Raw genomic sequence first — 25,528 nt, forward strand, 5'->3', positions numbered from 1 at the left:
CAAACAGGGCCCTCTCCGGTAGTGGAGGGGCCCTGTTTGGTTTTATTTTTTCTCCACAACATGAACTACAAACGCAAAAGAAGTATCTCCCAGGCTGACCTGTGAATCTTGAGGGGAAGACCAGCGGACAGATGCTCCGTAATAATATGTCCCTGGTTCCATGGGAAGTTGGAAGGTCCCACCCGTTGAAGTAATGAGTTGACTGCGGTTGTCCACATATTCAGAAATACTTATCTCATCCGGGGGGATATCTATGCCCATATCTATGGATACTTCCTCACCGGCAAGAACTGAGATCGGACTTTTGTCTTCAAAATTTAAGCTAGCGTAATCAGCGCACGTTCCACTCCAACAATAACTGCCCTGTACAGAAGGGATGGAGATGCCGCTTTTGCTCTTAATAATTGGTGTAGGCAGTTCCTGGGGTAAGTTGGGCTCCGCTTCCTGAGCTTTCTCCTGTTGTGATCCCATTTCGCCTTCCTTTGGATTAGTTGTGGGGGGCGAGGCAGTTCCGTTTGTACCATTAATTGAAGTAGGATTACAGCCGGATAATATCAGCAAAGTTGTAAGGAACAACAGTGAGATCAACGTTCCCATAGTATTGAAGATTTTTATTGTATCCACCTCCCTAATATCTTCCAGACGAGAAGTTAGAGAAGAATGTTGCTTAGCGTGGGCCGGAACGGAACTGAAGACTCTCCAGGAACCGGATAAGTGGGATTCAACTGTACGTAAGAAGCTGGTGGAACCGGCGCAAGTGAAAGAAGCTTTTTCACAAATTGTTGACAATTGACCGGAATAGATATGAATGAACTTGGCAAGAGGCTCGACTCTTCTCCCATGCTATGTTATTATAAGACTCTGATAACGTGGTAACGAACTAAAGCGTTTGGGTTTTGGTTATAGACATGGAGGGGTTAGAGAGATGAGAAAACAAGCGATATTTCTATTATTGATCAGCATATGCATGATTGTTGTTGCGGGATGTTCTAGCTCGGGAAGCAAGGATGACAATGCCATTATCGTGGGGATAGATGATAAATTCGCTCCAATGGGCTTCCGCGATGACAAGAATGAAATTGTAGGTTTCGATATTGATTACGCAAGAGCAGCAGCGGAGAAAATGGGGAAAGAAATTACGTTCCAGCCAATTGACTGGTCTTCCAAAGAATCGGAGCTGAACAGCGGCCGGATCGACCTGATCTGGAACGGGTACACGATTACGGATGAGCGGAAAGATAAAGTGCTGTTCACGAAGCCTTATCTGGAGAACAGCCAGGTTGCAGTTACATTGGCGGACTCACCGATTACGAAGCTGGATGAACTGGATGGCAAGAATGTAGGATTGCAGGCGCTGTCCTCTGCGGCAGATGCACTCGCGGCAAGTCCGCTGAAGGATAAAGTGAATGCGTCCGAGTTCCCGGACAATGTACTGGCGCTGACCGATCTCAAAACCAAACGTCTGGATGCAGTCATCATTGACGAAGTGGTTGCGAGATATTACATGTCGAAGGAAGAGGGCACGTTCAAATTGCTGGATGAATCCCTTGCTCCGGAACAATACGGCATTGGTGTGAAAAAAGGCAACGAAGAACTGCTGAACCAGCTGCAAAAGGCATTGGATGAGCTGAATGCCGATGGAACAGCAGCCGAGATTTCCACCAAATGGTTTGGTGAAGATGAAGTTTTGAAATAGGATCAGGCCATTTGCCTGACATATGTAGTAAACAACATGACCCCGGATTCCAAAAAGGAGCAAGTCTCCTGCGGAATTCGGGGTTAACAGATTAGAGGAGCCGATTGCGATGAGCTGGGAGTATTTACTGGGCGTTATGAAGCCCATGCTTGAAGGGGCACAGACCACAATCTTTTTATTTTTGCTGGCAATTATAGTGTCTGTACCGCTTGGATTTGGAGTAACCTTATTGATGAAAAGCCGATTCAAGCCACTGGCGTGGATCGCTCATACGTACGTCTATGTGATGCGGGGAACGCCGCTGATGCTTCAGCTGTTGTTCTTCTGCTTTGGTCTGCCGCTGCTTCCAGGCGTAGGGGAGTATCTTGTATTTGACCGCTTCACGGCGGCAGCACTGGCCTTTATTTTGAATTATGGGGCTTACTTTGCCGAGATTTTCAGAGGTGGATTGCTTTCCATTGATAAAGGACAACATGAAGCTGCACAGGTACTGGGCTTAAGCAAATGGCAGACGATGACGAAAGTCATCATCCCACAGATGATCCGGGTTGTGCTACCTGCGACGGCGAATGAATCGATTACGTTAATCAAAGATACGGCGTTGCTGTATGCTGTGGCTGTACCTGAGCTGCTGCATTACGCACAGGCCGCGGTAAACCGTGATTTCCGTCTGACACCGTTTCTGATTGCCGGTATTATTTATTTGTTGCTGACCATGGTACTCACCTTGTTCTTCAAGGCACTGGAGAAACGCTATACATTTGAGTAAAACGCGCACGAAACAGAAGTTTACGAAGTTATCCAATCTGATCAATTAAAGGACTGTCTGCATATGACACATATTATAGAAGTGAATCAATTAAGAAAATCATTCGGTACACTTGATGTGCTGAAGCAGGTATCGTTCCACGTGGAGCCGGGTGAAGTGATCGCCGTGATCGGACCTTCTGGTTCTGGTAAAAGTACGATGCTGCGCAGCCTGATTCATCTCGAGGATATTTCGGGTGGCACCATTCGCATTCAAGGCCAGACGCTGGCTGAGAACGGAGCATATGCGGGCGGCGCGGATATACGGAAGATTACGGATCGCATGGGCATGGTCTTTCAGCATTTCAACTTGTTTCCGCATCTGACGGTACAGGCGAATCTGGAACTGGCACCGAAGACGTTGAAAAAAGAAAGCTCGGCGATCATCCGGCAGCGCAGTCTTGAATTGCTCGGTAAAGTAGGGCTGTCCGACAAGGCGGATGCCTATCCTGCCAACCTGTCCGGCGGACAGAAACAGCGCGTAGCCATTGCGCGCGCACTGATGATGCAGCCAGACATTCTGCTGTTCGACGAGCCAACATCGGCACTCGATCCCGAACTGACGGGGGAAGTGCTGCGTGTCATCAAGCAGTTGGCACAGGAGAATATGACGATGATGATTGTCACCCATGAGATGAGCTTCGCTCGCGATGTTGCAGATCGTGTCTTCTTCATGGATAACGGCGAAATTGCCGAGGCGGGACCTCCGGAACAGATCTTTGGCAATCCGAAGCTTTCGCGTACGCGAACGTTTTTGCAGCGGGTGAAAGTGGAAGGGTAGAAAGTGGTTGGGAAAGTATGCAGGTGCGAATGCCAAGCTCACATGAAATCCCCGGGAGATTCGCACCTCAGAATTTGTCGAAAGGGTCCTATTTGTAACCTTTTGGCAACAGGGCTATTGAATATATTGAGTTTTGTGTATTAAAATGGTTGTATGATTAGCAAGAAATAGTGAAAGAACGTAATGATATTATTGAAAATAGTATTATTACGTTCTTTTTTCGCTGTCGCACTCCGTATGGAGTGCGTGGATTGAAATGACTAAGTCGTGTTGCTTATCCGATAATGACATCCGTCGCACTCCGTATGGAGTGCGTGGATTGAAATATCATATTGAGCCTTCGACGCTGCTAGTGCCGCTGGTCGCACTCCGTATGGAGTGCGTGGATTGAAATTTGTCGGTTACCAATATTCTGTTGCGCGGTGTTGGGTCGCACTCCGTATGGAGTGCGTGGATTGAAATCCTAGCAATCTTTATCGCGGCTGGTTTAATCTTTGGTCGCACTCCGTATGGAGTGCGTGGATTGAAATTGGAAGAGGTAAAAGGAATCCGGGAGTACATTGAGTCGCACTCCGTATGGAGTGCGTGGATTGAAATTCTCAATCTATTATGCATAATATACAGCGGTATACGTCGCACTCCGTATGGAGTGCGTGGATTGAAATCATCTTCGGATATTGCAAGTGCTTCGTTTGTCATCGTCGCACTCCGTATGGAGTGCGTGGATTGAAATTCGTTCGTGATGAGGAAGTAATTACGCGGAGTCTGTCGCACTCCGTATGGAGTGCGTGGATTGAAATAATTAGCGTCATCTCCTTTAAAATGTTGTTAAAAGTCGCACTCCGTATGGAGTGCGTGGATTGAAATATCGTGCATAACCGGAATATAAACGTGCATCCCTGTCGCACTCCGTATGGAGTGCGTGGATTGAAATCGACAAACTCACGCTCGATACAGCGGTCCCGAATCGTCGCACTCCGTATGGAGTGCGTGGATTGAAATTGTGTAGCTAACTGCGAGGAAAACGGAGTCTCGTCGCACTCCGTATGGAGTGCGTGGATTGAAATTTTAATATTCCAACAGATAATGACGATCCGGATGGTCGCACTCCGTATGGAGTGCGTGGATTGAAATAACTACCTGCAGAGATTAACGGTAAGCCGGCTCTGGTCGCACTCCGTATGGAGTGCGTGGATTGAAATATGTGCTGACCACCTCTATTTCATAATGTGTTCCGTCGCACTCCGTATGGAGTGCGTGGATTGAAATCCTAATGGGCATACCGTAGATATTAAAGACAAAGTCGCACTCCGTATGGAGTGCGTGGATTGAAATTCAACGCCTTCGACTACAGGAGAATAATCGACTTGTCGCACTCCGTATGGAGTGCGTGGATTGAAATCAAAACACATGACCCCTGAGCGGCTCATGAGAATGTCGCACTCCGTATGGAGTGCGTGGATTGAAATCGATGAAGTGAGCCAGGAAAATAAAGGTGAGTTTTTTTGGATATTTAGATCTTTTCCCAACGATCACCTCATCCTTAAAACTAGAGTATTATACTTTTCTGTACATTGCATGCTTCGCGTATTTGGTCGAGAAAGTAAATATATTTAATAAAACCGGAATATTTACAAATAATGGAGCATATTTTTCCAGCTAATCAAGTATAATGAGACTACTTAACCAACAGGGAGGATTTACCTTTGGATCAACGTCAGAATGATGTGGATCGTTATTATAGCGATCCGCTTCCGCCACCACCTTATGTAGTACCCAAAACCAATAGCAAGTCTATCGCAGCTCTTGTCCTGGGGATTTTGTCAATCATGATTCCATACTTGGGATTTCTGATTGGGATTGTCGCTATCGTATTCGCATCTATTTCTCTTAAGGAAATCAGACTTCGCATGGAACAGGGAAGAGGATTAGCAATTGCCGGTCTCGTGTGTGGCATCATTGGCACGGCGATATATGCGATTATCATTTTGTTCATTCTGGCTGCAGCCTTCTTCTACGTTAGCACCGATATTTCCACTACATACTAGAATGATAAGGATCGTGGATTTAAGAATAGTTTCACACTAAAAAAGCAAGGCCGTGTATAGCAAATCCTCGCTGTGTTCCAGACGAGGACGTTGCTTATAACACGCCTTGCTTTTTATTTTTCTATTTTACACGTGAAGAGCGACTTCACCACTAACTTCCTCACCTTCACTCGTACGATGCACCATGAAATAGGTGAAGGTAGCCGCCAGCCCAATCACAGCAAAGATACACAGTATTCCGATCTGATCCCAAGCCACACCGAACTGTCCACTCGAAATAACAGCTTTATACCCAGTTACCGAATAGGTCATCGGCAGCCATGGATTGAAACCTTTCAGCCAATTCGGAATGAGCTCCAACGGGAATGTACCTGCACTGGTGGTCAATTGGAAGATTAACATGAGGATCGCCAGGAAGCGGCCGGGATTCTCCAACCAAGTAACCAGAGCCTGAATGATGTACATGAAGGTCAGGCTGGTAACGAAGCTGAATAAAAGGAACAAAGGCACGCTTTGAACTTCCAGGCCCAAGCCGGACAAGACAAGCCAGGAAGCGAGCAGGGACTGCACGGCACTCATGATCGTGAACGCGAGTGTTCTGCTCACAAAACGATTCCAGCCAGTCGCATCGGTAACCGAGCTGCCGCGTGTGGGCACAACTAACGTTGCAATCAATGCCCCGACAAACAGCCCTAATGACAGGAAGTATGGCGAGAACCCTGTTCCATAGTTGGGCACTTCGTTATGTTTATGTTCATCCACCTGAACGGGCTCTGCGTACATCGTTACCAGTTCATCCGTCTTTTTCACACTGCCTGTTTGATCGGCGGCATCATTCAACTTAGTGGCAAGCTCACCAGAGCCGTCGGTCAACTTGGCGGTGCCTTCTTTTAAATCACCTGCGCCGTTATCCAGTTTGCGGGAACCATCGGCAATCGTGTTGATTCCAGCTGAAAGTTGGTTCAACCCGTCAACCAGTTTCCCTGCACCTGTGTTTAATTGGCTCGAACCCTCTGAAAGTTTGGCTCCACCAGCGGCAGCCTCAGACAATTTGGCGTTGAACTGCTGGAGGCCAGTTGCAAGCTGACCCTGTCCAGCGGACAACTGCGTTGCTCCTTCTAAAAGCTGCTGCTCACCCTGCACTAACTGGCTGCTGCCTTGATGCAGCTGCTGTTGTGCAGCTTGCAGGCTTTGGCTGCCTTCGAGCAATTGCTGTCCCCCTTGATATACCTGTTCGCTACCAGCGGCAACAGCCTGGCTTGCTGCCAGCAACTGCTGTACACCCGGGTTAGCAGCTAACTCTGGACTGGCCTCAGCTAATTGAGCAAGACCTTGCGCAACGGCCTTGGCTCCTTCACTTACTTTGCCGCTGCCTCCGACTGAATTCTGCAATCCTGCAGTCAGCTTGGCACTGCCTTCCTCGGTTGCTGCCAGTCCAGCGTCCAATTTTGCGGCTCCTTCCTGAGCAGATTGAATCCCAGCCTGTAACTTTTTGCCGCCAGCTTCAGCCTGTGCTGCTCCGTCACCAAGCTTCGTACCTGCTGCCGCCAATTGGGACAAACCGTTGGAAAGGGAGCTGGCTCCCGTATGAAGCTCATCAATTCCCTGAGCCAAGATGCTAGTGCCTTCTTTTAAAGGGGCAATACCTGTTTCAAGTTTGTCGGTTCCATCGGCCAGTTTGGACAGGTTCTCTTTCAGCTTGGAGGCACCTTCATCCAGCTTGACCGCACCCTTATTGATCTGACCTGCGCCATCTCCGGCATCTGCCAAACCACTAGAGATTTTCTCCACCTGATCCAGCAAGGTTTCGGTATAGGATTCCGTCACTTTGGCAGAGACTTTGGATTTGATCTGTTTGACCGCTGTCCCGCCAATTTGACCCGCTAGGAAGTTGTATCCTTCATTGGGTTCATAGATCAGCTCTGCCGGTTGTGGATGCTCATCCATTAGAGTGGTAGCTTTTTCGGAAAAATCCGCCGGAATTACAATCGTCATATAATACGTGTTGTCTTCCATGCCTTGTTCGGCTTCTTCGCGGGACACAAATTGCCAGTTGAAGTCGTCACTTTTTTTCAATTCATCGACCAGATTCTGTCCGACTTCCAGCGATTTGTCATTGTAGGTTGCCCCCTGATCCGTGTTGACCACGGCGACAGGCAGTTCATTCATTTTGCCGTAAGGGTCCCAGAATGCATTGAGGAACAGGCCGCTATATAGCACCGGAATGAACAACACCACGAGAATCGGAATAAATACTTTTGGTTTCTTGAAGGCGGATTTCAAATCCTGCCCAAATACAGTGAATGATTTCATCATGTTCTCTCCCCATCATTACGCTACTCTGTTGCTATATCTATCTATCTCTAATCTGAAAAGGATTCGGCCGCACAACTTTCTTTATGTAGGGGATAATCCACTTTTGAGAAAGAGGCCCACGAAATCCTTGATCTGATCTTTGTTCAGCGAAGGATGCGCTTTGTTCCAATCAGATGTTAAGGTGACATACAGCTTCAGCAGGACAAAAGACACCAGTCTTGGATCGTCCTCGCGAATCTGCTGTAGTTCCATGGCACGTCTTACTTGGCGCTCTAAATATTCAAGAATCGCAGTCTCTACTTTCTGCAAACCTTCTTTGGCCTGTGGCGTGCCGAACTCGTTCACCTCCTGAAACAGCTTGATCAATAACTCATGTTCCTCTCTATACTCCAGTAAAGAGTCCATGCTTAGGTGCACGTTTTCAAGAAATGGTTTGTCGTCCTGCACAGTTTCTTCCGTAATTCGCTTCATATCAGCAATGATCGAGTGGAGGATCTCTCCAAACAGTTCTTCCTTGTTCTCGAAAAAAGTATAGATCGTACCTTTACCTACATTTGCAAGTCTGGCAACCTGCTCCATGGTCGTAGCCTTGTAACCAAACAGTGCGAATGATTTCTCTGCTGAATCCATCACCTGTTGCCTTCGATCGATTGTTCTCATAGCATATCCACCTCCTAGTCGTATGGAATGATAAAAGATAACTGAGATTTGACTAAATTACTTATTTGGTCAATTGGTCGTTTATAACTGTAGCACTCGAACAGGCAGAGTGGATGTGATCTTTGTCATAATGTACATGGGGAGAGTAAGAAGGTTATTCAGGGGAATCAGTACGTGACTTAGGCAGGTGCGAATGTGATGCTCACATGAAAACCCTGGGGGATTCGCACCTCAGATTTTGTCGAAAAGGGGTATTTATTGCCTTTTGGCAAAAGACAGACAGGAATAGATTGAATTATGATATGGAAAGTCATAGAATAATAGTGGAAAAAACGTGTCTTTGATGAATCAAATCGTTAAGATACGTGTTTTTTCGCTGTCGCACTCCGTATGGAGTGCGTGGATTGAAATTTATAATAGTAGTTCTTACTCCAATCATAGCTGTAGTCGCACTCCGTATGGAGTGCGTGGATTGAAATGACTACGGTCGGCGACTGGTTCTGCATGATCTCCGTCGCACTCCGTATGGAGTGCGTGGATTGAAATTTTTACCTCGACCCACTCACCGCCTGCCGTCCGTATAGTCGCACTCCGTATGGAGTGCGTGGATTGAAATTTCATGCGGTTAACCTCCTAGACTTGGATGTTGTCGTCGCACTCCGTATGGAGTGCGTGGATTGAAATTTACTTAAAGCCGCCAATTTCGTGAATAGCACCGTCGCACTCCGTATGGAGTGCGTGGATTGAAATCACCATTTGTTCAATCACGCTTTCCATCTCAGGATGTCGCACTCCGTATGGAGTGCGTGGATTGAAATTTAGTTGGACTGAATTTATGCTTAATCACGCGATACGTCGCACTCCGTATGGAGTGCGTGGATTGAAATCATTACAATAATACTCAATTCCAAAGGGTCCTTTGTCGCACTCCGTATGGAGTGCGTGGATTGAAATACAACTTTGGATTTGCCATTGATTATGCTTTGTTGGTCGCACTCCGTATGGAGTGCGTGGATTGAAATTGGTCTCTCGCTTATCGAATGAAATGGGTAACTGCTGTCGCACTCCGTATGGAGTGCGTGGATTGAAATTGTAGGCGTAATGGCTCCATTGGTTTTCGAAAAAAGTCGCACTCCGTATGGAGTGCGTGGATTGAAATTTTCAGAAGAGACTATCCTTGCAAATCACCCGTGGGTCGCACTCCGTATGGAGTGCGTGGATTGAAATCTAAATGCTCAGAGTCGGGCTATGTCCACGTTACAGTCGCACTCCGTATGGAGTGCGTGGATTGAAATATCTAAATAATCATCATAACAGAGGATTTCAGCTGTCGTACTCCGTATGGAGTGCGTGGATTGAAATCGTATAGCGTAATAAAGGAAAAGTCCTACAGCCAAGTCGCACTCCGTATGGAGTGCGTGGATTGAAATTTGGCAGATACGTAGCGCTGGCTATTCCGCTCCGTCGCACTCCGTATGGAGTGCGTGGATTGAAATGAAAGTTGCATCGCTGTATTATGCGCATGTCCGATGTCGCACTCCGTATGGAGTGCGTGGATTGAAATCATCGTGTGTCTACACCTCCTTGTCACTCATTATAGTCGCACTCTGTATGGAGTGCGTGGATTGAAATTACAATGTCGCCAGTTTACCAGACGTTAGAACAGTGTCGCACTCTGTATGGAGTGCGTGGATTGAAATGAACATTTACATGGGAACCATCAATAAAGTATATAGTCGCACTCCGTATGGAGTGCGTGATCAGGAGGAAGATGGAAAATAAAAAAGGGGATTAACATGTATACGTTGAAATTGGAGACACAAGGGATGTGCCTGAACGTGTTACCTATATGCAACGCTGTAGGTTTAGAAATCTAATTATTTTTTTGAAAAAATTAGTGGGTTCAAAAATTCTGGTACACAGTATAGATGGACCATCTATAGGGTGCGAAGTGAAAGATGTCAGCTTGTCTTTTTCGATTACAGAATGCCCGATTGTGGGGATTAATATTAGAGGGGAATTGAAAAGATTGAACCTTAATAGAATTAAGAGAGGATCTTTTATTCGAATATATAAAAAATGATGATATGTGCTAAATCGGGATAATGTGATTACCGTTTTTCAAAAAGTAATTATCAGAACTCGTGTAGCATGAACATCAAAATATCTTATTGCAAGGGAGCATCGGTTTTGATTTTAAATATCGTAGATCGATGTGAAATGTAGGCAAGTTTCTCTCTATAAAGTAAATCCGCACAAACAAAACTCCTTTTTCAAGTTCACTAAAAAAAGTATTGTCTCTCGCATCGTATAGATTTGAGATATATACTTAAATTTACTCCTCTATAAATTCAACAACTTCTTCAATACGACATTGTAGGTCTTCGCAAATACGTGCAATCACACTTAACGCAACAAATTCCCCATTAGACATTTTGGCTAGAGTAGAAGGTGAAATACCTAGTTGAGTACGCAGGTAAGTTTTAGTTTTGTCCTTTTTAATTAGAGTAATCTCCATTGGTTTATAGCTAGGTTTTAATGCCATCATTAACCTCCAAGAAAAAGTGTGTTTATACGTTATTTTATTGAATATGGACTATAAATACAAGAAGTCGAACTTTTTGTATAAATTAGTATTGAATATAATTCTGACTTGTTATACTATATGTATAATAAATCGAACTTTAAGTTCATTAAAAAGAATTTATTTATTTTTGTAATATGGAGGCGATATCTCAGTATGAAAGATTACTATGCATGAAAAATGATTTTTGATTTAAGTATATATATTAGAAAATTGTGAGGCTTTGCTGAGGCTGTACGGAACAAACATCTAATTATACTAATCTAGTAAGTTACAGAAATATGAGATTTTGATAACGATTTAATGAAAAGAGGTGTTCCTGAGTATGTCAGATCGTATTGAATTAGCTTCTGTAGTGATAGGTCCTTTTGATGACGTTCAGGATTTTTATATTTATCAAGGATATGTTATGAATGAAAGTTATATCTTTTTTCTTGACGAAGGTACGCTATGGCTCCGGCATGTGCATAAAGTTGCTCACGTTGATCACTTATATATTAATGGAGATACCGGAGGAATAATTCTCGCTGAGCACCCCCAAGGAAATGTCAAAGAACTGATTGAGTCAATCATGGATAGATTGTGTGGCATGGATGCTTTGACATTTCTCACGGATGTCTTATTGTGGACTCCAGAACGTGTTGATATGAATTTGAAGCTTGATCGTTTTTCATAAAAATATGATACGATGGTCATAGCAGCATATAGAATAAGATCAAATTAATATTTTTAAAGATTAGACCGGTGAAAGCGCTACTTTACAAGTGCGAATGTTAAGCTCACATAAAATCTCTAGGAGATTCGCACCTCGAAAATTGTCGGTTAAGCCATTATTGTCCCCTTTTGGCAACATCATTCTTGAATTAACTGGATTATTTGTATTAAGATGAATTTATCATCTTTACTAAATGATAGAATTACGTTAAAAACATCTTTTTTTAAACGACTATACGTTATTTTCTGCTGTCGCACTCTATATGAGTGCGTGGATTGAAATTCTCACCTCCTTATTTGGCAGAACGTAGCTTCGCTCGTCGCACTCTATATGAGTGCGTGGATTGAAATACCTTACGGCCGATAGTCGCCCACTTCGCCTCCTCGTCGCACTCTATATGAGTGCGTGGATTGAAATCGTAAAGTCTCTGCATCGAGAACGAGATCTCTCGCGTCGCACTCTATATGAGTGCGTGGATTGAAATGATCACCAACGCGCCAGTCTGCGAATGTCTCGGCGTCGCACTCTATATGAGTGCGTGGATTGAAATTCCGTCATCACTTAGCGAAAACGACGCGTTAGCTGTCGCACTCTATATGAGTGCGTGGATTGAAATGCTGAAGGGAATCGTGATTGAATCAAGTTCACCAAGTCGCACTCTATATGAGTGCGTGGATTGAAATATTTCGCGGCTGTTATTCCGCGCGGAGTTTGCTGGTCGCACTCTATATGAGTGTGTGGATTGAAATAGTACCGTATTAAAGACAAGCTTGACGCCGTTCCAGTCGCACTCCGTATGGAGTGTGTGGATTGAAATACGTTAGCCAGGCTGACGATCACTATCAACCAACTGTCGCACTCCGTATGGAGTACGTGGAATGAAATTTAAGTCCTTCTTCACTACGATACTTATTGACCTGTCGCGCTTTATATGGAGCGTGGATTGAACTAGCAAGTTTTTTGGTGGCTTCGGATTGTATATAAAGTAGCACTCTGTATCGAGTGCGTGGATTGAAATTTTGGATCTGGATTAACTCCGATAGATGTTCCAATGTCGCACTCCGTATGGAGAGCGTAGATTGAAATAAATCAAGGATCACACATAATAGCTACGGCATGGTTGTTTAGCACTCTGTTTAAAAATGAGAGATTGAAGCATAGCCAATAATCCGTCACTGGAGGCTTTTTCTCGAAATTGTCCTTGAAATCGCGAAGTATATCCTTTTCCTATAGGTGTTCCTAACTGCCCGGTTATAGAATCTTAGATGCCTTTAATAATTAGTAAACCTCTCCTCAAGCTTTGGCCTGGGGAGTTTTTTTGTTTTCGCCTAATCTGCTACAAAATTTTACACTTTTCATGTAAAGGAAAACGAATCTTCTTGTCGAAATGTAAAATACAAGTCGAATTTCCTGAATACCGAAGTGTGATTGTGTTGTTTCAAATCAAATGAGGGGGACACTTGTGACCTACATTGCGCATATACGAGTCAAGGACTGGGCAATTCAGACGGTGGTCGAGCATTTGCTGGAGGTAAGCAGAGCCAGTGGACGAGCCGGTGCCAAAATGGACGTGGAACATCTGGCAGCTCTGGCAGGATTACTACATGATATGGGCAAGTTCACCGATGAATTCAAAAACTATATCCAGCTTGCCGTTGCCCAATCGGATCAGGCCCCTCGTAGGGGATCGGTGGATCATTCGACAGCAGGCGGAAGACTGTTGCATCAACGGTATGGTGGGCCTGACCAGAAGGTACCAAGCCGGATGACAGCAGAATGGCTGGCGAATTGCATCATCTCACACCATCAGGGACTGCGAGATTATGTATCACCGGATCGGGAATCTCCTTATCTGAAACGTGTCCAGGATAATGCTCTGCCTCATTATGAGCAAGCTAAGCAACAATTTCATCAGCATGTAACAACCGAAGAACTCGACCTTTTATTTGCTCAAGCCGTCGAAGAATGGAAGAATTTTTATCGTAAAGCTAAACATCATGGATTGCCGTTGATCACGGCGTCACTTATGACGAAATACATATTTAGTTGTCTGATCGATGCAGACCGAAGTAACACCCGTGAGTTTGAAGAGGACGAGCCTCCGGCTGAGGTGCCCGATTACAAGCCTTTTTTTCAAAAGAGTTACGATGCACTTATGAACCATCTTCATAAGATAAGCTTGAATGCAGACTCGACTAATCCGATTCAGGCGTTGCGTCAGGAGATGTCCGATCAATGCGAACAGTTTGCATTTCGTGAATCGGGCATTTACTCCTTGTCTATTCCCACAGGTGGAGGCAAGACGCTTGCGAGTATGCGTTATGCGCTAAGACACGCGCTGGAACACGGCAAGCAACGCATTATTTACGTTGTACCGTACACCACCATAATCGAACAAAATGCTGCGGAGATCCGCCGTATTTTGCTGGGGGATGATGATGAGGAAAGCATGATTCTGGAACACCATTCTAATGTGGTAGATAACCAGGATGATGAACGACAAGACGATGAAGATGGCGAACGTTATGATATGAAACGCAAACAATTGAAGCTGGCGCGGGATCATTGGGATCGTCCAATTATTTTCACAACGATGGTACAGTTTTTGAATACGTTTTATGCCAAAGGAACTCGCAATGTGCGCAGATTACATCAGCTATCCAACGCAGTTATTGTCTTTGATGAGGTACAGTCAGTGCCTGTGTATTGTATTTCCCTCTTTAACGAAGCGCTGAATTTTCTGCGTATTTTTGGTAAGTCCAGTCTGCTGCTATGCACGGCTACCCAGCCTGCGTTACATGAGGTGCCACAGAAGCTACGACTGTCGAATGATGCGGAAATCGTAAGTGATCTACGCAATGTGGGCGATGCCTTCAGGCGGGTGGACATTCATGATTTGACTTCTCAAGCCCCGACGGGGTGGGGGGCTGAGGAGCTGGCTTCTTTTGTACAAGAACAGATGGATAAGGTGGACAGCGTGCTGGTCATCTTGAACACAAAGTCGGCTGTGCGTAAATTGTATCGGGAGTTGAATGAATTGGCATGGGTGGAAGTGGAGAATATTCGACTTGTGCATCTGAGTACCAGTATGTGTGCGGCACATCGGAAAGAGATGCTCGCTGGGCTTATTGCCGGACTGAAAGATGGAGAGCGCGTCATTTGCGTCAGTACACAACTCATTGAGGCAGGAGTGGATATCAGCTTCCAGTGTGTGATACGCTCGCTCGCCGGACTGGACTCCATAGCGCAGGCAGCGGGGAGGTGCAACCGCCACCGGGAAGTGCCGCTACGGGATGTATATATTATTCGGTCGGCTGATGAAAATTTGAAGCATTTGCGGGAAATTAAGCTTGGTGCAGAGATGACGGAACGGGTGCTGAGAGAGTTTGGAGATGATCCAGAAGCATTGGGCGGTAGTTTGTTATCAGCAGAGGCGATGACTTGTTACTTCAGGTATTACTATCATGGCATTGGGGAGAAGGTGCATTATCCAGTGCCGAAATTGGAGCAAAATCTGTTCGATCTGATGAATCGTAATGCATACAACATCGACGGATATAAACAGAAACATGGTCATTTACCTGAACTAGTAAACAAGTCTGCCATTGCAACGGTTGAGAAGTATTTTGAAGTCATCACGTTGAAAGCAACACCAGTCATCGTTCCTTATAATGAGATAGGCCGTGAACTAATTGCAGACCTGAACGGTCAATTAGGCCCGGGCGATCTCAGCGATCTATTGCGCCAAGCACAGCAATATACGGTGAATGTGTACGAGTATGAAATGAAGATACTTAGCCAAAATGATGAGATTATTTCATTGCTGAACGGACAAGCCTTTGCTTTACGGGATACGGCATACTCGAAAAAGTTCGGTATGCATCTGGAGGGCAATGGAGAGTGGGAGAGCCTGGTTTTTTAGAATGTAGGACTCGTTAAAGAGAGAAAACTCGCCACAGGCGAGTCTCCAATCATCAAACCACACTTTTCAATCCGCGCTTGGTAGCGACAATTAGAGTCTGACATAGTAGCAACCGTTTAGAGTGTAACATAAATAGGTGGAGAGATAAATTTCACATGCAATCTTTTAAAACACACGAAGTAATTAAATTGTGTGTTCGAACATAGGATGGGTTATATACGATGGGAGGTGAGTAAGATGATATTTACCAAAAGCACCAGTCGTGGGAAACTTTGCTTTAGAACGGAATGTAACACAGGAAATGAGTATCTTGAATCATCAAAAATTTCTAACAGCCATGTAACAAGCGAAAAGATGATTCCTGAGCTACTCAAGGCTATGTGTGCGGTGCCTGGTAACACAAAAATTGAGGTTAAAATTAACTGGAGTTCTAAACGTTAAAGAAGGTTGATACACTGCTTTGGGCAACGGGGAGTATCATGACATGCTGCTCTCCGAAGCTTCACCAACTTCTATCCAGAAAGGAGGATTATGCAATGCGGAACCAGATTGAATTCAAAGTATATGGCAACTATGCGTTGTTTACCGATCCGCTGACAAAGCTGGGAGGCGAGAAATTTAGCTACCAGGCACCGACATATCAAGCGCTGAAAGGGATCGTAGAATCCGTATACTGGAAACCGACCATTATCTGGATCGTGGATGAGGTGCGAATTATGAAGCCAATCCAGACCGAATCCAAAGGGATGCGTCCTATCGAATACAATGGTGGAAATACGCTGGCCTATTATACATATTTGAAAGACGTATGTTATCAGGTCAAAGCCCATTTCAGGTTCAATCCCCATCGGGAAGACTTGGCCTATGACCGAAACGAGCACAAACACCATAATATCGCCAAGCGAGCGGTGAACGTTGGTGGACGCAGAGATATTTTTCTCGGAACTCGCGAATGTCAGGCATATGTGGAGCCTTGTCAATTCGGCGAAGGGGAAGGCGCGTACGACAAGGTGCCAGAGATTGATTTTGGAACGATGGTGCATGGCATGAATTACCCGGATGAGACAGGGCGCAATGAACGGGAAGTGAGGTTGTGGCGAGCCAAGATGAATAACGGCATTATTCGTTTCGATCGTCCCGAGGAGTGCACGTTGGTACGTAGTATAGGGGAAGGTACATCCAAAGCATTTCACACAGACAACATGAAATCTGTGGATGAGTTGTATGACGAATGGTTTGAGGGGCGTGATACGGTATGAGCTGGCTGGCGAAATTGACGCAAACCTACAATAACAACATATTGTCAGTAGGAAGATTCGAAACGAAAAAGAATGGACGCGAATACGCTCTGATCCCGGTCGCTCATACAACGCAGACTGCACATATCGAAGTACATCTGGATGAAAAAGGAAACTTCGTCACCGCCTACGTTCGAGACAAGGTGGAGGGCAGCACGATCATTCCATGTACCGAAGCTGCGGCCAGCAGGACAAGCGCTCCGGTACCATATCCGCTTTTTGACAAGTTGGTGTATGTGGCTGGGGATTTTGTTCAGTTCTGCGGTGATGTGAAAGGCACGCCTTATGAGGATTATCTGGCTCAATTGAAGGCTTGGTGCGATTCGCCCTACTCCCATGAAAAAGTGCAGAGCGTGTATGACTATGCCCGCAAAGGAACACTGATTGCTGATCTCGTTGCCGAAGGTATCCTGCATGTTGATGAACAGGGGAAGCTGCGGGATAAGTGGGCTCCGGCCCCAAGTCAGGAAGCGAGTGAGAAGCCGCCGATCTTCAATGTGCTGGCATCTGATCAGAGCAGCGCGTTTGTGCGGTTCGCTGTCAACATTCCTGGTGACCCGGAGGCGAGACTGTGGCGGGATGTAGAGGTACAACAGTCATTTGTCCAGTTTTATGAGAGTAGTCTGGTGGATATGGATATCTGTTATGTGACGGGGGAGACGTTGCCTGTTGCGGATAAACATACCTCTCGGATTCGGCATTCTGGCGACAAATCCAAGCTGATTTCGGCGAATGATTCGGCCGGATTTACGTATCGTGGACGATTTCGGACAAGCCGTGAGGCAGCATCTGTCAGTTACATGGCATCGCAAAAGGGACATAATGCGCTCAAATGGCTGATTGACAGACAGGGCATTACGATTGATGGTAAAGTGTTTGTCGTTTGGGGAAACCAGCGGCTGGAGTTGCCGGAACCGCATCAGGATGCATTGGAACTGAGGGAAGCTGCTCAAGAGTTGGAGGGGTATGATGAAGACTCGGAGTTCGAAGAGGATTTCGATCTGGGTGCCCATGGCGATAAATCGTCCAACTCGGAACATGCTGCACCGGCAGGCGATACAACGTCCAAAGCTTTCGCTCGAGAGATTAAGAAGGCTATCGGCGGTTACCGTTATGATGGTGAGCACTATGCCCATGTCACGATTATGGTGCTGGACGCGGCGACGCCAGGCCGAATGTCGATCACGTATTACCAGGATTTGAATCATGAAGACTATCTTGACCGATTGCAAGCATGGCATACCAGTTGTTACTGGCAACATCGGTATCGGAAGGACAAGGACAGCCAATGGACGACCTTTACCGGAGCACCTGCCACGAGAGATATTGCGTTTGCTGCTTACGGACCTAGAGCGAGCGACAAACTGGTCAAAGGTCTGATGGAGCGAATCCTGCCATGTATTATAGAAGTAGGGCGTGAGTTGCCGCGTGATATCGTGCGAAGTGCTGTACAGCGTGCATCGAACCCGGTTGGGATGGAACCATGGGAATGGGAGAAGACGCTGAGCATTACTTGTGCCTTGGTGAATAAGAAGAATGAGAAGGAGGGCTTCGATGTGGGCTTAAACACGGAAACGACGGATCGCAGTTATTTGTTTGGACGGATGCTGGCGATTGCCGATGTGCTGGAACGAAGAGCGCTGGGACGAGAAGAGAAACGGGCCAGCAACGCGGTTCGTTACATGAATGCTTTTGCCCAACGTCCGGGACGCACCTGGAGTATTATTCAGTCGAACTTACAACCTTATCAAGCTAAAATGGGTACGGATGCAAGATACTACAACAGTTTGCTAGATGAGGTAGGTGCGATGCTCAACCTGGAAGATTATACAGACAAACCGCTGACCGGGTTGTATTTGCTTGGCTTTTACAGCCAGCGTAACGATCTGTACACCAGTAAAAAAGCGAAGGAAGCGACGGGTACATCAGACACACAACAAGGTGAAGATAACGATACACAGGAGGAGAATTGAATGAGCGTATTGGATCGTAAAATTGATTTTGCTGTCGCAGTCTCTGTCCGGAATGCCAATCCGAATGGTGACCCGCTGAACGGGAACCGTCCACGTCAGAATTATGATGGTTACGGAGAGATTTCCGATGTATGTATCAAGCGCAAGCTGCGCAACCGTCTGCAAGATATGGGTGAGTCGATACTGGTGCAATCCGATGATCGTCGGGATGATGGACACCGTTCGATCAAGGATCGAGTCGATGCTAATGAAGCCGTACAGGAACACGCTAAGGGTAAAAAAGCCAATAAGGAATTATATGCAGATGCGGCATGCCAGTCTTGGATAGATGTACGCAGCTTCGGGCAGGTTTTTGCTTTTAGCGGAACAGATGTGTCGGTAGGTATTCGTGGTCCGGTATCTATTCATACTGCGGTAAGTCAGGATCGGATCGATATTAGCAGCATGCAAATTACGAAAAGCGTCAACTCTGTTACCTCTCCCAAAGACCCCGACAAACGTGGCTCGGACACCATGGGCATGAAACATCGTGTCGATTTTGGAGTGTACGTGATCTATGGTAGCATCAACACACAGCTTGCAGAGAAGACTGGATTTACATATGAGGATGCGGAAAAGTTGAGGGAGGCGCTTCGCACTTTGTTCGCCAACGATACATCCTCTGCTCGTCCTGACGGAAGCATGGAGGTACACAAGCTGTACTGGTGGGAGCACAAATCTAAGCTGGGACAATACTCTTCTGCAAAGGTGCATCGTTCATTGGTCATAGAAGAGAATCCGGAAGTCACCGAGGCTGAGAAAAACACTTATGCACGTTATACCTATGACATTCATCCGCTCGACGGGCTGGAAGTCCAAGAATATGAAGGACTATAACGAAGAGGATTATCTGCTGCTATCAGGGATTCAGCATTTTAACTTTTGCAGAAGGCAGTGGGCATTAATTCATATTGAACAGCAGTGGGAAGACAACGTGCGTACCATTGAGGGAGATCATTTGCATCGAAAGGCAGATCAACCAGCGCTTCGTGAGAAACGGGGCGATAAACTGGTGGTTCGTGCGCTTCCGGTGCAATCCACGGAACTTGGGATCACAGGCATCTGTGATGTGGTTGAATTCATCCGTGATCCGGCTGGAGTTCCACTTGCAGAGGAGGAAGGTTTATACCTTCCTTATCCTGTTGAATACAAACGCGGCAAACCCAAACGAAATGATTCCGATCACTCCCAATTGGTGGCACAAGTCATGTGTCTTGAAGAGATGCTCGTATGTGATATTCACAAGGCCTATTTATATTATGACGAGATCAAGCACCGGGTAGAAGTAGTCATTACTGCGGCAGATCGGGAACGTGTGAGGGCAAGTATTGAAGAGATGAGACATTACTTTGAACGGAACCACACACCGAAAGCCAAAGCAGGGCCACACTGCCAAAGTTGTTCCTTGAACAATATTTGTGTGCCGGACATTTTAAATAAGCGATCCGTTTCAAGCTACATCGAAAGCAGGTTGAATGAATGAAAAAGCTGCTGAACACCTTGTTTGTTACACTACCCGATACATACCTGGCACTGGATGGAGAAAATATAGTGATTAAGCAGGAGGACAATATTCTTGCTCGTTACCCACTGCATAATCTGGAGGCCATATGTACTTTCGGATACGCGGGAGTAAGTCCAGCACTTATGGGTGCTTGCGCGTCACGCAATGTGAATCTGACCTTTATGACACGGACGGGGCGATTCCTGGCACGGGTTATTGGTGAAGATCGAGGGAATGTGGTTCTTCGCAAAGAACAGTACCGCATATCGGACAGTGAGGAGCGCAGTGCGCGTGTTGCTCGTAATATGATTACAGGGAAGTTGTATAACAACAAGTGGATTTTAGAACGTGCGACACGAGATTATGCATTACGTTTAGATGTAGAGCGATTGAAAAAGGTAGCGAATTCACTTGGTGAGACGATGAAGCTTTTGCGTGAAGTGGAACAATTGGATATCTTACGTGGCTTGGAAGGCTCTGCCGCTGTGCAATATAACTCGGTATTCGATGATCTGATTCTACAGCAAAAAGAATCGTTTTACTTTTATGGACGCAGCCGCCGACCTCCTTTGGATAAAGTGAATGCATTATTGTCTTTTGCCTATACTTTACTCGCTAATGATATGAAGTCTGCGCTTGAATCTGTCGGACTTGATGCATATGTTGGTTTTTTGCACCGTGACCGTCCTGGAAGAGCTTCTCTCGCACTGGATATGATGGAAGAGCTCCGGGGCGTGTATGCCGATCGATTTGTGCTTTCTCTTATTAACAAGAAGGTAGTTAACGATAAAGGATTTTATGTGAAAGAAAATCTTGCAGTCATTATGGATGATGAAACACGAAAGAAAGTGTTAAAAGCGTGGCAGGAACGCAAACAGGATAAGATTATGCATCCGTATTTGAATGAAAAAATACCTTGGGGGCTAGTACCATACACTCAAGCGTTACTACTGGCAAGATATATACGCGGAGATCTGGACGAATATCCTCCGTTTCTGTGGAAGTAGGTGTAATGATTGCTTATTTTGATTACGTATGATGTGAGCACGATTGATAGCGAAGGTAGAAGAAGACTATCCAGAGTGGCCAAAAAATGTGTGGATCACGGTCAGCGAGTGCAGAACTCGGTATTTGAATGTATACTGGACGCTACCCAGTTTAGACGATTAAGATTTGAACTGGAAGAATTGATTGATAAGGATACAGATAGTCTTCGATTCTATAACTTAGGCAATAATTACAAAAGTAAAGTCCAACATGTGGGAGCCAAAGATTCCTATGATATGGGTGATCCGTTGATACTCTAGCAGGTGCGAATGCCAAGCTCACATGATTTTCCCGGGGGATTCGCACCTCGAAACTTGTCGAAAAGGTCATTTTTGTGACCTTTTGGCAATGATCGATAGCGGAGAATGATTGATAATGGGTTTTAATAAAGTGAAAATAACGAAAATACGTTAATATCTACTTCTGAAATACAGATATTACGTGATTTTTCGCTGTCGCACTCTGTATGGAGTGCGTGGATTGAAATCACCAACGATCAAGAACCATATCTGCCGTGATATGTCGCACTCTGTATGGAGTGCGTGGATTGAAATATCGCCAAGCGCCTGCAGATCGTCGAGATCGATTAGTCGCACTCTGTATGGAGTGCGTGGATTGAAATCTCACGTAATCTCGAGATCATATTCGGTAACTCCGTCGCACTCTGTATGGAGTGCGTGGATTGAAATATCCATGTTGCGTCCTCCTTAGCGTTATTTGTCACGTCGCACTCTGTATGGAGTGCGTGGATTGAAATTCTCCACAGACGTTCTTGATCGCTAATAGTCATTAGTCGCACTCTGTATGGAGTGCGTGGATTGAAATCGTTGCAGCGTTCACAATGTACGAATGTGGTATTGTCGCACTCTGTATGGAGTGCGTGGATTGAAATGCGTGGGCTGTATTGGCGTTCCGCGCCGCTACCTCGTCGCACTCTGTATGGAGTGCGTGGATTGAAATTGCTTTACCACCGAATAGGAGCGCCAACTCCTTCGGTCGCACTCTGTATGGAGTGCGTGGATTGAAATCGTTTACGTTCGCTCTCTTGCGGACCAGTGCGACGTCGCACTCTGTATGGAGTGCGTGGATTGAAATTCCCGCCCGGATTAGTTAGGCACTACGCGCACATCGTCGCACTCTGTATGGAGTGCGTGGATTGAAATCGGTGTTTGGGTGAGGCAATGAATGCAGAAAAAAGTCGCACTCTGTATGGAGTGCGTGGATTGAAATACAAAACACCCCGTTAAAGGCGTATCAGAAGTAGTGTCGCACTCTGTATGGAGTGCGTGGATTGAAATCGGAGTCAAACACGGCGCTCTACAGACTGGCAGTCGTCGCACTCTGTATGGAGTGCGTGGATTGAAATCTCCGTTTTGGTTTTTTAAAATGAAAAAGACCGCGTCGCACTCTGTATGGAGTGCGTGGATTGAAATTTCGAAAAGAAATCGTGTATCTTCGTCGCGGTAGTCGCACTCTGTATGGAGTGCGTGGATTGAAATTCTCTGTCCCTGTCGTCCGATGCTTGCGGGGTGGGCCAGTCGCACTCTGTATGGAGTGCGTGGATTGAAATTCACCAATGATGGATGCAGCAGCCGTGTGCGTAATGTCGCACTCTGTATGGAGTGCGTGGATTGAAATAATTGCAGGAACAGTAAGAGAAGAGATTGGTAGTAGTCGCACTCTGTATGGAGTGCGTGGATTGAAATCAGGGTGATAACACGAGCTGGATACCGCGAAGCGGTCGCACTCTGTATGGAGTGCGTGGATTGAAATCTTGTTGGATTCGCTCTTGATCCGTTGGGTGTTGGTCGCACTCCGTATGGAGTGCGTGGATTGAAATAACTAAACAACGCGAGGTTTCCCAAATTCGAGGGCGTCGCACTCCGTATGGAGTGTGTGGATTGAAATAGGACGTGTACAAGCCCTGTATCGAAGTTGTAGTGTCGCACTCCGTATGGAGTACGTGGATTGAAATTTTGAAAAATTTGGCTGTTACGGTTTCTGCTCCGCGTCGCACTCCGTATGGAGTACGTGGATTGAAATTTTGAAAAATTTGGCTGTTACGGTTTCTGCTCCGCGTCGCACTTCGTATGGAGTGCGTAGATTGAAATTACGGTGTCCCAAGTTTTATTTTTTGAAACGATTAAATGTTTCAATTGTAGAAGCTTTGCAGATCTGCTGCAAGGTTGCTGTTTTGAGTCCATTTTTTATGACAACAGGGGGTTATCGTTCAACTGTCTCCACAATTAAAGGAAGGCGGAACGTGTACTCATCCAAGTAACCAAATACAGACAAGCCGGAGGCGCATGTTGGGCGCACTCCGGCTTGTTTGTATTTGTAGAGATTCATCCTGCTTGGAAGTAAGCTAAATTAGCTCTTGCAATCATCCATAATTAAAGATATATTATTAATTAACTGATTAGTTAATTAATTAAATTTAAAGAGAGGGGAATACATTTGGCAAGACCCATCAATGAAGAAAAAAGGCTGGAGCGTCGTAAAGAGATTCTAAAAGAAGCAGTTGTCCTGTTCGCAGAAAGTGGATACTCCAATACCACAACGGCAATCATTGCGAAAAGTGCGGGAGTGACTTCTGGAACCATTTTTCAATATTTCCCTAGCAAAGAAGCTTTATTCTATGCCGCTGTTCTTGAGCCGCTTGCTGATATTCAGATGAAATCAATTGCTTGTCTACAACAAGAGGGAACGCCGGGCGCATTGATTAAGAACATGGTGAAAGAACAATTCAACCATATCTACTTCTATACCAATGAATTGCGGCTTGCCCAATCTGTTTTAGGACAACGAGAAAGATTCCCTGAACTTACACAGGAGGTCCTTGAGAGTATTAAGGTAATGACAGATGAGATCGAAAGTGTCTATGCCAAGGGACAATTAATGGGAGAATTCAACAAAAGCTTTTCTCCAGCAATGATTTCTCGTGCCTATATCTCTTTCTTAAATGGAGTTGCTTTAACTCTTGGAGAAAGTATTGTTCATCATCCCGAGTGGGAAAATCTGAAGGCGCATGCCTTTTATTTGTTCGGACCCATATCACCTATAGAAAAACTGGAGGAGTCTGAATGAGTCAAACATCATTAGAGCCCAATCAGAACGTTCGTGTGAAAAAACGGAACAAAATTTTATGGAGCCTGGGAATCGTGATTTTGCTTGTGGTGGCTCTTGTGTTTTTTATATCGTTTAAAGTAGTAGACACCTTGTTGCACCATCCTAGAGACACGAATGTTAGCTACGAACTGAATATCGATAAAACTCCCTACGAAGAGGTCGAGTTCAAGAGTTTAAAAAATGATAATACGATTAGAGGTACCTTCTTTCCTGCAAATACTGGTGTTAAATCAAGCGATAAGACGATTATTATCGTCCATGGATATACGAGCAATCGTTTAGTCAAAGGGCGGACGCCAAAGTTAGTAGAGCATTTTGTTCCAAAAGGCTACAATATATTAGCATTTGATCTCAGCTCGCAAGGTAAATCCGATGGTGATTTGATTACACTTGGTCTCAATGAAAAATACGATTTGCTGGGAGCCGTTGACTATTTAAAATCCAAGGATCATGCGGGTGATAACATTGGAGTGATCGGCTTTTCAATGGGCGCTGCTACTTCATTGCTGGCCGCGAGTGAAAGTGATGACATCCAAGCTGTAATCGCGGATAGTCCGTTTCGCAATGCCGGTCTATTTCTGAGAGAGGGTCTGCCTTTCTTTTCAGGTTTACCTGCGTTCCCATTCAGTTATACATCGACCTGGATGGCCAATTGGGTCTATAAGGTTGATCTTGATTCCGTATCCCCTATGGATGCGGTAAAAAAGATGCAAAACAAGCCAGTAATGCTCATCCATGGTACTGGAGATCAGCAAATTAGTTATAAAAATACAGAAGTGATTTATGAGTCCTTAAAAGATAATCCAAGCGCAGAAGTATGGTATCCGGAAAATACGGAGCACATCGATGCGATCAACCACTACCCCACTGAATATTTCCAAAGAGTAGATCGTTTTTTGGATGAGTATGTAGGAAAATAAATGTAGTCCTAGAGAGCTGATTAGTAGAAGGGCTCTCTAACGAGGTGAAAAAACCATAATATCAAGCATGTTCAGCCTATAGTGGGAAA

General features: G+C 45.4%; 20 protein-coding genes and 4 CRISPR repeat arrays. Of the genes, 15 read left to right on the plus strand and 5 right to left on the minus strand.

What is annotated here, in order from left to right:
• Window positions 1-42: 42 nt before the first annotated feature.
• Window positions 43-624 carry a hypothetical protein gene (locus QP794_RS14720; RefSeq protein WP_285077762.1) on the minus strand — a complete coding sequence of 194 codons (582 nt, stop codon included), beginning with the start codon at window positions 622-624 and terminating at the stop codon, window positions 43-45.
• A gap of 301 nt (window positions 625-925) precedes the next feature.
• On the opposite strand from QP794_RS14720, the gene QP794_RS14725 reads away from it, so the two are divergent.
• The 4 genes from QP794_RS14725 (at window position 926) to QP794_RS14740 (ending at window position 5,332) form a co-directional block, all read left to right on the plus strand.
• Window positions 926-1,696 (plus strand): amino acid ABC transporter substrate-binding protein, encoded by a 771-nt coding sequence (locus tag QP794_RS14725; protein WP_024628860.1) that lies wholly within the window; start codon window positions 926-928, stop codon window positions 1,694-1,696.
• 109 nt (window positions 1,697-1,805) lie between these two features.
• Window positions 1,806-2,465 (plus strand): amino acid ABC transporter permease, encoded by a 660-nt coding sequence (locus QP794_RS14730; RefSeq protein ID WP_113054586.1) that lies wholly within the window; start codon window positions 1,806-1,808, stop codon window positions 2,463-2,465.
• Window positions 2,466-2,528: 63 nt separating this feature from the next.
• Window positions 2,529-3,284, plus strand: a complete 756-nt coding sequence (locus QP794_RS14735) for an amino acid ABC transporter ATP-binding protein (RefSeq protein WP_285077766.1) — start codon at window positions 2,529-2,531, stop codon at window positions 3,282-3,284.
• A 225-nt stretch (window positions 3,285-3,509) separates the two neighbouring features.
• Window positions 3,510-4,753: direct repeats of the CRISPR family, unit length 33 nt; unit sequence GTCGCACTCCGTATGGAGTGCGTGGATTGAAAT.
• 237 nt (window positions 4,754-4,990) lie between these two features.
• The gene (locus QP794_RS14740) at window positions 4,991-5,332 is read left to right on the plus strand and encodes a DUF4190 domain-containing protein (protein ID WP_285077768.1); all 342 of its coding nucleotides are present in this window, start codon (window positions 4,991-4,993) and stop codon (window positions 5,330-5,332) included.
• Between the two features lie 126 nt (window positions 5,333-5,458).
• Here QP794_RS14740 and QP794_RS14745 read toward each other — a convergent pair whose 3' ends face one another.
• The 3 genes from QP794_RS14745 to QP794_RS14755 form a co-directional block, all read right to left on the minus strand.
• Window positions 5,459-7,645: a YhgE/Pip domain-containing protein gene (locus QP794_RS14745; protein WP_285078027.1), complete on the minus strand. Its 2,187-nt coding sequence runs from the start codon at window positions 7,643-7,645 to the stop codon at window positions 5,459-5,461.
• A gap of 84 nt (window positions 7,646-7,729) precedes the next feature.
• Window positions 7,730-8,308: a TetR/AcrR family transcriptional regulator gene (locus QP794_RS14750; protein WP_285077770.1), complete on the minus strand. Its 579-nt coding sequence runs from the start codon at window positions 8,306-8,308 to the stop codon at window positions 7,730-7,732.
• A gap of 378 nt (window positions 8,309-8,686) precedes the next feature.
• Window positions 8,687-10,008: a CRISPR direct-repeat array (repeat unit 33 nt; unit sequence GTCGCACTCCGTATGGAGTGCGTGGATTGAAAT).
• 635 nt (window positions 10,009-10,643) lie between these two features.
• Complete coding sequence (locus tag QP794_RS14755; RefSeq protein WP_285078029.1) at window positions 10,644-10,853, minus strand: helix-turn-helix domain-containing protein; 210 nt, start codon at window positions 10,851-10,853, stop codon at window positions 10,644-10,646.
• Between the two features lie 364 nt (window positions 10,854-11,217).
• Here QP794_RS14755 and QP794_RS14760 point away from each other — a divergent pair, with 364 nt between their 5' ends.
• The 9 genes from QP794_RS14760 (at window position 11,218) to cas2 (ending at window position 21,650) form a co-directional block, all read left to right on the plus strand.
• Complete coding sequence (locus QP794_RS14760) at window positions 11,218-11,568, plus strand: hypothetical protein (protein ID WP_285077772.1); 351 nt, start codon at window positions 11,218-11,220, stop codon at window positions 11,566-11,568.
• A gap of 289 nt (window positions 11,569-11,857) precedes the next feature.
• Window positions 11,858-12,356: direct repeats of the CRISPR family, unit length 32 nt; unit sequence GTCGCACTCTATATGAGTGCGTGGATTGAAAT.
• A gap of 713 nt (window positions 12,357-13,069) precedes the next feature.
• A complete protein-coding gene (gene cas3, locus QP794_RS14765; protein WP_285077774.1) occupies window positions 13,070-15,529 on the plus strand; it encodes a CRISPR-associated helicase Cas3' in 2,460 nt (819 codons plus the stop codon).
• Between the two features lie 237 nt (window positions 15,530-15,766).
• Window positions 15,767-15,970: a hypothetical protein gene (locus QP794_RS14770; protein WP_285077776.1), complete on the plus strand. Its 204-nt coding sequence runs from the start codon at window positions 15,767-15,769 to the stop codon at window positions 15,968-15,970.
• Window positions 15,971-16,065: 95 nt separating this feature from the next.
• Window positions 16,066-16,788 (plus strand): type I-C CRISPR-associated protein Cas5c, encoded by a 723-nt coding sequence (gene cas5c / locus QP794_RS14775; RefSeq protein WP_285077778.1) that lies wholly within the window; start codon window positions 16,066-16,068, stop codon window positions 16,786-16,788.
• Window positions 16,785-18,800, plus strand: coding sequence for a type I-C CRISPR-associated protein Cas8c/Csd1 (gene cas8c, locus QP794_RS14780; protein ID WP_285077780.1), 2,016 nt, complete (start codon window positions 16,785-16,787; stop codon window positions 18,798-18,800). Before cas5c ends, cas8c begins: the two co-directional genes overlap by 4 nt.
• The gene (cas7c, locus tag QP794_RS14785; protein ID WP_285077782.1) at window positions 18,801-19,676 is read left to right on the plus strand and encodes a type I-C CRISPR-associated protein Cas7/Csd2; all 876 of its coding nucleotides are present in this window, start codon (window positions 18,801-18,803) and stop codon (window positions 19,674-19,676) included.
• Complete coding sequence (cas4, locus tag QP794_RS14790) at window positions 19,663-20,322, plus strand: CRISPR-associated protein Cas4 (RefSeq protein ID WP_285077784.1); 660 nt, start codon at window positions 19,663-19,665, stop codon at window positions 20,320-20,322. Before cas7c ends, cas4 begins: the two co-directional genes overlap by 14 nt.
• Window positions 20,319-21,350, plus strand: coding sequence for a type I-C CRISPR-associated endonuclease Cas1c (cas1c, locus tag QP794_RS14795; protein WP_285077786.1), 1,032 nt, complete (start codon window positions 20,319-20,321; stop codon window positions 21,348-21,350). Before cas4 ends, cas1c begins: the two co-directional genes overlap by 4 nt.
• Before the next feature lie 9 nt (window positions 21,351-21,359).
• Complete coding sequence (gene cas2 / locus QP794_RS14800; protein WP_285077788.1) at window positions 21,360-21,650, plus strand: CRISPR-associated endonuclease Cas2; 291 nt, start codon at window positions 21,360-21,362, stop codon at window positions 21,648-21,650.
• Between the two features lie 194 nt (window positions 21,651-21,844).
• A CRISPR array of direct repeats spans window positions 21,845-23,501; the repeat unit is 33 nt; unit sequence GTCGCACTCTGTATGGAGTGCGTGGATTGAAAT.
• Between the two features lie 112 nt (window positions 23,502-23,613).
• Here the strand turns inward: cas2 and QP794_RS14805 are convergent.
• Window positions 23,614-23,739, minus strand: a complete 126-nt coding sequence (locus QP794_RS14805) for a hypothetical protein (RefSeq protein ID WP_285077790.1) — start codon at window positions 23,737-23,739, stop codon at window positions 23,614-23,616.
• 108 nt (window positions 23,740-23,847) lie between these two features.
• Here QP794_RS14805 and QP794_RS14810 point away from each other — a divergent pair, with 108 nt between their 5' ends.
• Window positions 23,848-24,477 (plus strand): TetR/AcrR family transcriptional regulator, encoded by a 630-nt coding sequence (locus QP794_RS14810; protein WP_285077792.1) that lies wholly within the window; start codon window positions 23,848-23,850, stop codon window positions 24,475-24,477.
• The gene (locus QP794_RS14815) at window positions 24,474-25,439 is read left to right on the plus strand and encodes an alpha/beta hydrolase (RefSeq protein WP_285077794.1); all 966 of its coding nucleotides are present in this window, start codon (window positions 24,474-24,476) and stop codon (window positions 25,437-25,439) included. The genes QP794_RS14810 and QP794_RS14815 overlap by 4 nt, the downstream gene beginning before the upstream one ends.
• Window positions 25,440-25,528 lie beyond the last annotated feature (89 nt).

It is taken from the genome of Paenibacillus sp. UMB7766-LJ446, assembly GCF_030226665.1.
Classification (GTDB): domain Bacteria; phylum Bacillota; class Bacilli; order Paenibacillales; family Paenibacillaceae; genus Paenibacillus; species Paenibacillus vandeheii.

Bases quoted from the DNA above. Each gene is read 5' to 3' on its own strand.
- QP794_RS14725 (WP_024628860.1), top strand. From the start codon at position 926: ATGAGAAAACAAGCGATATTTCTATTATTGATCAGCATATGCATGATT.
- QP794_RS14730 (WP_113054586.1), top strand. From the start codon at position 1,806: ATGAGCTGGGAGTATTTACTGGGCGTTATGAAGCCCATGCTTGAAGGG.
- QP794_RS14735 (WP_285077766.1), top strand. From the start codon at position 2,529: ATGACACATATTATAGAAGTGAATCAATTAAGAAAATCATTCGGTACA.
- QP794_RS14745 (WP_285078027.1), bottom strand. From the start codon at position 7,645: ATGAAATCATTCACTGTATTTGGGCAGGATTTGAAATCCGCCTTCAAG.
- QP794_RS14750 (WP_285077770.1), bottom strand. From the start codon at position 8,308: ATGAGAACAATCGATCGAAGGCAACAGGTGATGGATTCAGCAGAGAAA.
- QP794_RS14755 (WP_285078029.1), bottom strand. From the start codon at position 10,853: ATGGCATTAAAACCTAGCTATAAACCAATGGAGATTACTCTAATTAAA.
- QP794_RS14760 (WP_285077772.1), top strand. From the start codon at position 11,218: ATGTCAGATCGTATTGAATTAGCTTCTGTAGTGATAGGTCCTTTTGAT.
- QP794_RS14770 (WP_285077776.1), top strand. From the start codon at position 15,767: ATGATATTTACCAAAAGCACCAGTCGTGGGAAACTTTGCTTTAGAACG.
- cas5c (WP_285077778.1), top strand. From the start codon at position 16,066: ATGCGGAACCAGATTGAATTCAAAGTATATGGCAACTATGCGTTGTTT.
- cas8c (WP_285077780.1), top strand. From the start codon at position 16,785: ATGAGCTGGCTGGCGAAATTGACGCAAACCTACAATAACAACATATTG.
- cas7c (WP_285077782.1), top strand. From the start codon at position 18,801: ATGAGCGTATTGGATCGTAAAATTGATTTTGCTGTCGCAGTCTCTGTC.
- cas4 (WP_285077784.1), top strand. From the start codon at position 19,663: ATGAAGGACTATAACGAAGAGGATTATCTGCTGCTATCAGGGATTCAG.
- cas1c (WP_285077786.1), top strand. From the start codon at position 20,319: ATGAAAAAGCTGCTGAACACCTTGTTTGTTACACTACCCGATACATAC.
- QP794_RS14805 (WP_285077790.1), bottom strand. From the start codon at position 23,739: ATGAATCTCTACAAATACAAACAAGCCGGAGTGCGCCCAACATGCGCC.
- QP794_RS14815 (WP_285077794.1), top strand. From the start codon at position 24,474: ATGAGTCAAACATCATTAGAGCCCAATCAGAACGTTCGTGTGAAAAAA.